The sequence below is a fragment of the uncultured Acidovorax sp. genome (assembly GCF_964021665.1).
Lineage (GTDB): Bacteria > Pseudomonadota > Gammaproteobacteria > Burkholderiales > Burkholderiaceae_C > Acidovorax > Acidovorax temperans.
In genome coordinates, this window is sequence record NZ_CAXIAK010000119.1 from 1 (window position 1) to 8,941 (window position 8,941).

Genomic DNA, 8,941 nt, shown 5'->3' on the forward strand with positions numbered 1-8,941 from the left:
GGAACCATTCAGAACGACATTCTGAAAGAGTTCATGGTGCGCAACACCTACATCTACCCGCCCAAGCCGTCGATGAAGATCATTGGCGACATCATCGAGTACACGGCCAAGAACATGCCGAAGTTCAACTCGATCTCGATCAGCGGCTACCACATGCAGGAAGCCGGGGCCAACCAGGCGCTGGAGCTGGCCTTCACCCTGGCCGACGGCAAGGAATACGTGAAGACCGCCATCGCCAAGGGCATGGACGTGGACGACTTTGCCGGGCGCCTCTCGTTCTTCTGGGCCATCGGCATGAACTTCTACCTCGAAGTGGCCAAGATGCGCGCCGCACGCCTCTTGTGGTGCCGCATCATGAAGGGCTTCAACGCCAAGAACCCCAAGAGCCTGATGCTGCGCACGCACTGCCAGACCTCGGGCTGGTCGCTCACCGAGCAAGACCCCTACAACAACGTGGTGCGCACCACCATCGAAGCCATGGCGGCCGTGTTTGGCGGCACGCAATCGCTGCACACCAATGCGCTCGATGAAGCCATTGCATTGCCCACCGAGTTCAGCGCCCGCATTGCGCGCAACACGCAGCTCATCATCCAGGAAGAGACCCACATCACCAACGTGATCGACCCCTGGGCCGGCAGCTACATGATGGAAAAGCTGACGCAGGACATGGCGGATGCTGCCTGGAAGATCATCGAAGAGGTCGAAGCCATGGGCGGCATGACCCAGGCCGTGGACAGCGGCTGGGCCAAGCTCAAGATCGAAGCCGCCGCCGCCGAGAAGCAGGCGCGCATCGACAGTGGCAAGGACGTGATTGTCGGCGTCAACAAGTACAAGCTGGCCAAGGAAGACAAGGTCGATATCCTCGAAATCGACAACGTGAAGGTGCGCGACGGCCAGATTGCCCGCCTGCAGGAAATCAAGGCAAAACGCGATGCAGCCAAGGTGCAGCAAGCGCTGGATGCTCTCACTTCTGCAGCAGAGTCCGGCGAGGGCAACCTGCTCGAGCTGTCCATCCAGGCCATCCGCCTGCGCGCCACGGTGGGCGAGGTGTCTGACGCGCTGGAAAAGGTTTTCGGGCGCCACCGCGCCGATACGCAAAAGGTGACCGGTGTGTACGCTGCCGCTTATGACTCGGCCGAAGGCTGGGAAAAACTCAAGACCGAAATCAACGCTTTCGCTGAAGACCAGGGCCGCCGCCCCCGCGTGATGATCGCCAAATTGGGCCAGGACGGGCACGACCGTGGCGCCAAGGTGGTGGCCACCGCGTTTGCCGACCTGGGCTTTGACGTGGACATGGGCCCGCTGTTCCAGACGCCCGAGGAATGCGCCCGCCAAGCGATTGAAAACGACGTTCACGCCGTGGGTGTGAGCACCCTGGCAGCAGGCCACAAGACGCTGGTGCCCGCCATCATTGCCGAGCTGAAGAAGCAGGGCGCGGACGACATCATCGTGTTCGTGGGCGGCGTGATTCCTGCGCAGGACTATGACTTCCTGTACGAAGCAGGCGTGAAGGGCGTCTACGGCCCCGGCACTCCCATCCCGGCCAGCGCCAAGGATGTGCTGGAGCAGATTCGCAAGGCGGTTGCGGCGTGACCCCTGAAGCGATCCAGCGCGGCGTTGTGGGGGGCGATGGCCCCTTGCAGCGCCGCGCCATGGCCAAAGCCATCACGCTGCTGGAATCCACCCGCGCAGACCACCGTGCCCAGGCCGACGAGCTGCTTACCCAACTGCTCCCGCACACGGGCAAGGCGTTCCGCCTGGGTATCAGCGGCGTGCCGGGCGTGGGCAAAAGCACCTTCATCGAGGCGCTGGGCCTGTACCTGATTGGCCTGGGGCACCGCGTGGCGGTGCTGGCGGTGGATCCTTCCAGCACCGTGTCGGGCGGCTCCATCCTGGGCGACAAGACGCGCATGGAGCACCTCTCCGTCAACGAACGCGCCTACATCCGCCCCAGCCCGAGCAGCGGCACGCTGGGCGGCGTGGCCGAGAAGACGCGCGAGGCACTGCTGGTGTGCGAGGCCGCGGGCTACGACGTGGTCATCATCGAAACCGTGGGCGTGGGCCAGAGCGAGACTGCCGTGGCGGGCATGACGGACATGTTCGTGCTGATGCAGCTGCCCAATGCGGGCGACGACCTGCAGGCCATCAAGAAGGGTGTGATGGAAATTGCCGATCTGGTGGTCATCAACAAGGCCGATATTGACAAGAACGCCGCCACGCGGGCCGAGGCGCAGATCACCTCCAGCCTGCGCCTGCTGGGCCAGCACGGCAACCCCGAAAACGCCCACCACAACGAAGCCCAGTGGCACCCCAAGGTGGTGCAGATCAGTGCGCTGCTGGGTCAGGGCGTGGACAGCTTCTGGGCCGCAGTGAGCGAATACCAAAGGCTGCAAACCGCCAACGGCCGCCTGGTCCAGCGCCGCGAAAAGCAGGCTTTGGCCTGGATGTGGGAACGGATCGAGGCGGGCCTCAAGCTCGCTTTCCGCCAGCACCCGCAGGTGCGCGCGCTGCTGCCGCAGTTGCAGCAAGACGTGGTGGCGGGGCGCATCGCCGCTTCCACTGCAGCAAGAAATCTGCTGCTGGCGCAATCTGGACCAGCGCCAGTAGCTATCGAATAAATAGCAAATTCATTCCAACGAGACAGCATTTCACCGAAGGACGACCATGCAAGACATCCTGGACCAACTGGAGAAAAAGCGCGAACTTGCCCGCCTGGGCGGGGGCCAGAAGCGCATCGACGCCCAGCACAAAAAGGGCAAGCTCACCGCCCGCGAGCGCATTGAGTTGCTGCTGGACGACGGCACCTTTGAAGAATGGGACATGTTCGTGGAGCACCGCTGCACGGACTTTGGCATGCAGGACAACAAGGTGCCGGGCGACGGCGTGGTCACCGGCTACGGCATGATCAACGGCCGCCTGGTGTTCGTGTTCAGCCAGGACTTCACCGTGTTCGGTGGTGCTTTGAGCGAAACGCACGCCGAGAAGATCTGCAAGGTGATGGACCAGGCCATGAAGGTCGGCGCACCGGTGATCGGCCTGAATGACTCGGGCGGCGCGCGTATTCAAGAAGGCGTTGCATCCCTGGGCGGTTACGCCGATGTGTTCCAGAAGAACGTGCTGGCCAGCGGCGTGGTGCCGCAGATCAGCATGATCATGGGCCCATGCGCGGGCGGAGCGGTATACAGCCCGGCCATGACCGACTTCATCTTCATGGTCAAGGACAGCTCGTACATGTTCGTGACCGGCCCCGAAGTCGTGAAGACCGTGACGCACGAAGAAGTCACGGCCGAAGAACTGGGCGGTGCCATCACCCACACCACCAAGAGCGGTGTGGCCGACATGGCGTTTGAGAACGACGTGGAGGCGCTGATGATGCTGCGCCGCCTGTACAACTACCTGCCGCTCAACAACCGCGAAAAAGCCCCGGTGCGCCCCAGCAACGACCCGGCCGACCGCATGGACATGAGCCTGGACACGCTGGTGCCCGACAACCCCAACAAGCCCTACGACATGAAGGAGCTGATCCTCAAGACGGTGGACGACGGGGATTTCTTTGAGCTGCAGCCCGAGTACGCCAAGAACATCATCATCGGTTTTGCCCGCATGGAAGGCCAGGTGGTGGGCATCGTGGCCAATCAGCCGCTGGTGCTGGCCGGTTGCCTGGACATTAAGTCGAGCATCAAGGCCGCGCGCTTCGTGCGCTTTTGCGATGCGTTCAACATCCCCGTGGTCACGTTTGTGGACGTGCCCGGCTTCATGCCAGGTACTTCTCAAGAGTACGGCGGCATCATCAAGCACGGCGCCAAGCTGCTCTACGCATACGCTGAGTGCACCGTGCCGAAGATCACCGTCATCACCCGCAAGGCCTATGGCGGCGCGTATGACGTGATGGCCTCCAAGCACTTGCGCGGTGACGTGAACCTGGCCTGGCCCAACGCCGAGATTGCGGTGATGGGCGCCAAGGGCGCTGTGGAAATCATCTTCCGAGAAGACAAGAACGACCCCGTGAAGCTGGCTGCCCGCGAGGCGGAATACAAGCAGCGCTTTGCCAACCCCTTCGTGGCCGGTGCACGCGGCTTTATCGACGACGTGATCTTGCCGCACGAGACGCGCAAGCGCATCTGCCGCAGTCTGGTGATGCTGCAGAACAAGAAGATAGAGAACCCCTGGCGCAAGCACGGGAACATTCCCCTTTGAGCGGCACTGCCACAGCCCTTGGGGCGTCGTTACCGGACGTTGTCGTAGCGCTGCTACTGCCTGCGGTCCGGCGCCTAGCCCCAACCGCTTCGCTGGGCTGTGCCAGCACCTAACCCAATACGTTTCGGGTAAGAGCCCTTGGAAAGAGACAAAACATGTTCACCAAAATCCTGATCGCCAACCGTGGCGAAAACGGCCGCACAGCGGACGTTTCGACAAATTGCCTGCCGCAGACCGCACAGCGGGCTGCTACACGCCATCCCATCGCCTGAGGAGTGAAGAGAATGTTTACAAAAATCCTGATCGCGAACCGTGGCGAGATTGCGTGTAGGGTCATGGCTACCGCCCGCAAGATGGGCATCAAGACTGTCGCTGTGTACTCTGACGCCGACAAGGAAGCGCGCCACGTCAAGCTGGCCGACGAGGCCGTGCACATTGGCGCAGCGCCCTCACGCGAGTCCTACCTGCTGGCCGACAAGATCATTGCGGCCTGCAAGCAGACCGGCGCGCAGGCCGTGCACCCCGGCTATGGCTTCCTGTCTGAAAACGAAGCCTTTGCTAAGCGCTGCGAAGACGAAGGCATTGCCTTCATTGGTCCCAAGGCGCATTCGATTGCGGCCATGGGCGACAAGATCGCCTCCAAGAAGCTGGCCAACGAAGCCAAGGTCAACACGATTCCTGGCTACAACGACGCCATCAGCGGCCCCGAGCAGGCGGTGGAAATTGCCAAGGGCATTGGCTACCCTGTGATGATCAAGGCCTCGGCCGGCGGCGGCGGCAAGGGCCTGCGCGTGGCCTACAACGACAAGGAAGCGTTTGAAGGCTTTGCCAGCTGCCAGAACGAGGCCCGCAACAGCTTTGGCGACGACCGCATCTTCATCGAGAAGTTCGTGCAGGAGCCACGCCACATCGAGATCCAGATCCTGGGCGACAGCCACGGCAACGTGATCTACCTGAACGAGCGCGAGTGCTCCATCCAGCGCCGCCACCAGAAGGTGATCGAAGAGGCGCCGTCGCCCTTCATCAGCGACGCCACGCGAAAGGCCATGGGCGAGCAGGCCGTGGCGCTGGCCAAGGCCGTGAAGTACCAGTCCGCAGGTACCGTGGAATTTGTGGTTGGCAAGGACCAGGATTTCTACTTCCTCGAAATGAACACCCGCCTGCAGGTGGAGCACCCGGTGACGGAGTGCATTACCGGCCTGGACCTTGTGGAGTTGATGATCCGCGTGGCGGCGGGCGAAAAGCTGCCCTTGACCCAGGCCGATGTGAAGCGCGACGGCTGGGCCATTGAGTGCCGCATCAACGCCGAAGACCCGTTCCGCAACTTCCTGCCTTCCACCGGCCGCCTGGTGCGCTTTCAGCCGCCAGAGGAAAGCATGTTCCAGTCCGACACCAGCAAAAAGCTGGGTGTGCGGGTGGACACGGGCGTGTATGAAGGGGGCGAGATCCCCATGTACTACGACTCGATGATTGCCAAGCTCATCGTGCATGGCACGGACCGCAATGACGCAATTGCCAAGATGCGCGCAGCGCTCAACGGTTTTGTGATTCGCGGCATCAGCAGCAACATCCCGTTCCAGGCGGCGCTGCTGGCGCATCCCAAGTTTGTGACGGGCGACTTCAACACCGGCTTTATCGCCGAGAACTACGGCAAGGGCTTCCACGCTGAAGACGTGCCGCACAGCGACCCGCTGTTCCTGGTGGCGCTGGCGGCATTCATGCACCGCCGCTACCGCGCGCGCGCCTCGGGCATCAGCGGCCAGCTGGCAGGCCACGAGGTGAAGGTGGGTGAACAGTTCGTGGTGGTGGTTTTGGGGGCCGAAGGGCAGAACCAGCACCACGAGGTGACGGTGTCTGACTTTGAAGACAAATCGGGCTCCAGCGCAGTCACAGTAAGCGGCAAAAGCTATCAAATCAGTAGCACTGCCACGCTGGGCCAGATCCGCGTGCAGGGCGCCTGCAACGGCCAGGGCTTTACCGCCCAGGTCGAGCGCGGCGCGGGCAAGAACCCGCTGGCCCTGCGCATCCAGCACAACGGCACGCAGATCGAAGCCCTGGTGCTCTCGCCCTTGGGCGCGCGCCTGCACCGGCTGATGCCTTACAAGGCACCGCCAGACCTGTCCAAGTTCCTGCTCTCGCCCATGCCCGGCCTGCTGGTGGATGTGGCGGTGCAGCCTGGCCAGAAGGTGCAGGCGGGCGAAAAGCTGGCTGTGATCGAAGCCATGAAGATGGAGAACATCCTCTTCGCTGCGCAAGATGGCGTGGTCGGCAAGATCGTGGCGGGCAAGGGCGAATCGCTGGCGGTGGATCAGGTGATCCTGGAATTCCAGTGATCTGCCGCTTGGTTTGCCAGGCATTCCAGAGGGGCCTTGTGCCCCTTTTAGTCTTTTTGGCCTCTGGCGCTTGATGGATAAGCGCTGGCAGCTATCAAATCAGGAGTAATCATGAGCACAAACCAACGCCCCTTCAAAGTCCTGGGCATCCAGCAAGTCGCCATTGGCGGCACCGACAAGCAACGCATGAAGACCCTGTGGGTGGACATGCTCGGGCTGGAGCAGACCGGCACCTTCCAGAGCGAACGCGAGAACGTCGATGAAGACATCCTGGCCATGGGCAAGGGCGCCTTCAAGGTGGAGGTGGACATCATGCAACCGCTGGACATCGAGAAAAAGCCCGCCGTGCACACCACGCCGCTCAACCACATTGGCCTGTGGATTGACGACCTGCCCAAGGCCGTGGAATGGCTCACCGCCAAGGGCGTGCGCTTTGCCCCCGGTGGCATCCGCAAGGGCGCTGCCGGCTACGACATCACGTTTTTGCACCCCAAGAGCAATGACGAGTTTCCGATTGCGGGGGAGGGCGTGCTGATTGAACTGGTGCAGGCACCTGCCGATGTGATTGCGGCGCTGGGCTGAACCACCGCCCTGGGACAGGGTCCCAACGGCAGACAGGGGGATTGAGCAGACGCCCCGAAACAGCCAACCCTTGAGGTTGGCTTTTTTTCGCCTGCATGGCGCAGATGTCTGCCGTTAAAAGCGCTCATTTCTGGAAGACTGGCGCGGGAGTTTGCCGGCAATAGACAGCAGATGAGGGCAGGTTGCGTGTGGCAGAAAAAGTGACTTTTCAGATGCTTTCAAGTTCGTCTAAAAAACATCAAAAACTTTCTAAGTGCTTCTAAATATTCTTCAATTTGCCGTCTTTTGCTGCACCATTTTTATGACGGTTTTTATGGCCTTGAAGGCTGGATTTGTGCAACTTTCTGGACCAGAATCCGCCCTATTGCAAGCCCAGCGGCCCGGCACCACACATGGCGTGGTGACCGCCAAGGCCCAGGGGCGATTTCCACAAACACCATTCAAGGAGCAAGCATGAACCCCGGCACGACGTCCCAAACCGTCCACATCCACCGCCCCTCGTCGCCTCCGGCTCGCCAGGCGGGCCCGTGGTCTGTCGAAGCGATTCAGCAATTGCTCGACAAGCCTTTGCTGGAGCTGGTTTTCGAGGCCCAGACGGTGCACCGCCAGCACTGGCCTGCGGGCGACATTGAACTGGCCACGCTCCTGTCGGTGAAAACGGGTGGCTGCCCTGAAAACTGCGGCTACTGCCCGCAGGCGGCCGAGTTCGACACCGGCGTGAAGGCCGAAAAGCTCATGGAAGTGGAGGAGGTAGTGCGCGCCGCCCAGGCCGCCAAGGACGCAGGCGCCACCCGCTTTTGCATGGGCGCCGCCTGGCGCGCGCCCAAGGACCGCGACATTGAAAAAGTCAGCGCCCTGATTGGCGCCGTGAAAGGCCTGGGCCTGCAGACCTGCGCTACGCTGGGCATGCTCGAAGCGCACCAGGCGCAGGCGCTGAAAGACGCCGGGCTGGACTACTACAACCACAACCTGGACACCGCCCCCGAGTACTACACCGACGTGGTGAGCACCCGGGCCTACCAGGACCGGCTGGACACGTTGCAGAACGTGCGCGCTGCAGGCATCAGCGTGTGCTGCGGCGGCATTGTGGGCATGGGCGAGGCGCCGGTGCACCGTGCGGGCCTGATTGCGCAGTTGGCCAACCTGCAGCCATACCCCGAGTCGGTGCCCATCAACAGCCTGGTGCGCGTGCCCGGCACGCCGCTGGCCGACAGCGAACCCATCGACCCGTTTGACTTTGTGCGCGTGATTGCGGTGGCCCGCATCACCATGCCCAAGGCGCGCGTACGCCTGTCGGCCGGGCGTCAGCAGATGGGCGAAGCAGTGCAGGCGCTGTGCTTCATGGCCGGGGCCAACTCGATTTTTTACGGCGACAAGCTGCTGGTGACGGGCAACCCCGATGTGGATGCTGATGTGCAGTTGCTGGCCAAGCTGGGCCTGAACGGCCACCGCACCACAACCACCGAAGGCGACCACGCCCTCGCTGCCTGAAGCGCACTCCGCTGCGCCGGGCGTTGCCAGGGCAGCATGGCCGAGCTGAGTGCGTCAAAGCGGCTCGTCGCGCGATGTCAGTTCAATGCGCTCCATGGGCAGATCGGCGGCCAGGCGGTCTACCTCGGCCAGCCTTGCGGGTTCTGCGTCGGCAAACTCCTGGGCGATGCGCCGGAAGTCTTCGGACAGGGCGAGGAAGGAATCCGCCAAAGGCGTTACCAGAGGAGGTCGGCACACGATGGGCCATGAGCCGAGGGATAAGGACGCGGGGGAGGGTGCTGGGAGGGGTCTCCTCGTTTTCAGTGCAATAAGTGACGGTACGCAAAGCTAGCACTGGC

Annotated in this window: 8 protein-coding genes; 7 read left to right on the plus strand and 1 reads right to left on the minus strand. The window is 62.3% G+C overall.

Annotated elements, in window-relative coordinates; genetic code table 11:
- The 7 genes from scpA to bioB form a co-directional block, all read left to right on the plus strand.
- A partial coding sequence (scpA, locus tag AADJ04_RS16705; protein WP_341240304.1) for a methylmalonyl-CoA mutase occupies nucleotides 1-1,593 on the plus strand: 1,593 nt, incomplete at its 5' end.
- Nucleotides 1,590-2,618: a methylmalonyl Co-A mutase-associated GTPase MeaB gene (gene meaB / locus AADJ04_RS16710; RefSeq protein WP_341240305.1), complete on the plus strand. Its 1,029-nt coding sequence runs from the start codon at nucleotides 1,590-1,592 to the stop codon at nucleotides 2,616-2,618. The genes scpA and meaB, both read left to right, overlap by 4 nt.
- Nucleotides 2,619-2,664: 46 nt before the next feature.
- Entirely contained in the window at nucleotides 2,665-4,197 is a 1,533-nt protein-coding gene (locus AADJ04_RS16715) for an acyl-CoA carboxylase subunit beta (protein WP_341240306.1), read from the plus strand.
- A 284-nt stretch (nucleotides 4,198-4,481) separates the two neighbouring features.
- On the plus strand, nucleotides 4,482-6,530 hold the full coding sequence (locus AADJ04_RS16720) for an acetyl/propionyl/methylcrotonyl-CoA carboxylase subunit alpha (protein ID WP_341240307.1): 2,049 nt from the start codon (nucleotides 4,482-4,484) through the stop codon (nucleotides 6,528-6,530).
- Between the two features lie 111 nt (nucleotides 6,531-6,641).
- On the plus strand, nucleotides 6,642-7,112 hold the full coding sequence (locus AADJ04_RS16725) for a VOC family protein (protein WP_198845627.1): 471 nt from the start codon (nucleotides 6,642-6,644) through the stop codon (nucleotides 7,110-7,112).
- Between the two features lie 253 nt (nucleotides 7,113-7,365).
- The gene (locus AADJ04_RS16730; protein WP_341240308.1) at nucleotides 7,366-7,569 is read left to right on the plus strand and encodes a hypothetical protein; all 204 of its coding nucleotides are present in this window, start codon (nucleotides 7,366-7,368) and stop codon (nucleotides 7,567-7,569) included.
- Nucleotides 7,566-8,603 carry a biotin synthase BioB gene (bioB, locus tag AADJ04_RS16735; RefSeq protein WP_341240309.1) on the plus strand — a complete coding sequence of 346 codons (1,038 nt, stop codon included), beginning with the start codon at nucleotides 7,566-7,568 and terminating at the stop codon, nucleotides 8,601-8,603. Before AADJ04_RS16730 ends, bioB begins: the two co-directional genes overlap by 4 nt.
- 54 nt (nucleotides 8,604-8,657) lie before the next feature.
- On the opposite strand, the gene AADJ04_RS16740 is transcribed toward bioB, so the two are convergent.
- Entirely contained in the window at nucleotides 8,658-8,813 is a 156-nt protein-coding gene (locus AADJ04_RS16740) for a hypothetical protein (protein ID WP_341240310.1), read from the minus strand.
- Nucleotides 8,814-8,941: the final 128 nt, after the last annotated feature.

Bases quoted from the DNA above. Each gene is read 5' to 3' on its own strand.
- AADJ04_RS16725 (WP_198845627.1), top strand. From the start codon at position 6,642: ATGAGCACAAACCAACGCCCCTTCAAAGTCCTGGGCATCCAGCAAGTC.
- AADJ04_RS16715 (WP_341240306.1), top strand. From the start codon at position 2,665: ATGCAAGACATCCTGGACCAACTGGAGAAAAAGCGCGAACTTGCCCGC.
- bioB (WP_341240309.1), top strand. From the start codon at position 7,566: ATGAACCCCGGCACGACGTCCCAAACCGTCCACATCCACCGCCCCTCG.
- AADJ04_RS16720 (WP_341240307.1), top strand. From the start codon at position 4,482: ATGTTTACAAAAATCCTGATCGCGAACCGTGGCGAGATTGCGTGTAGG.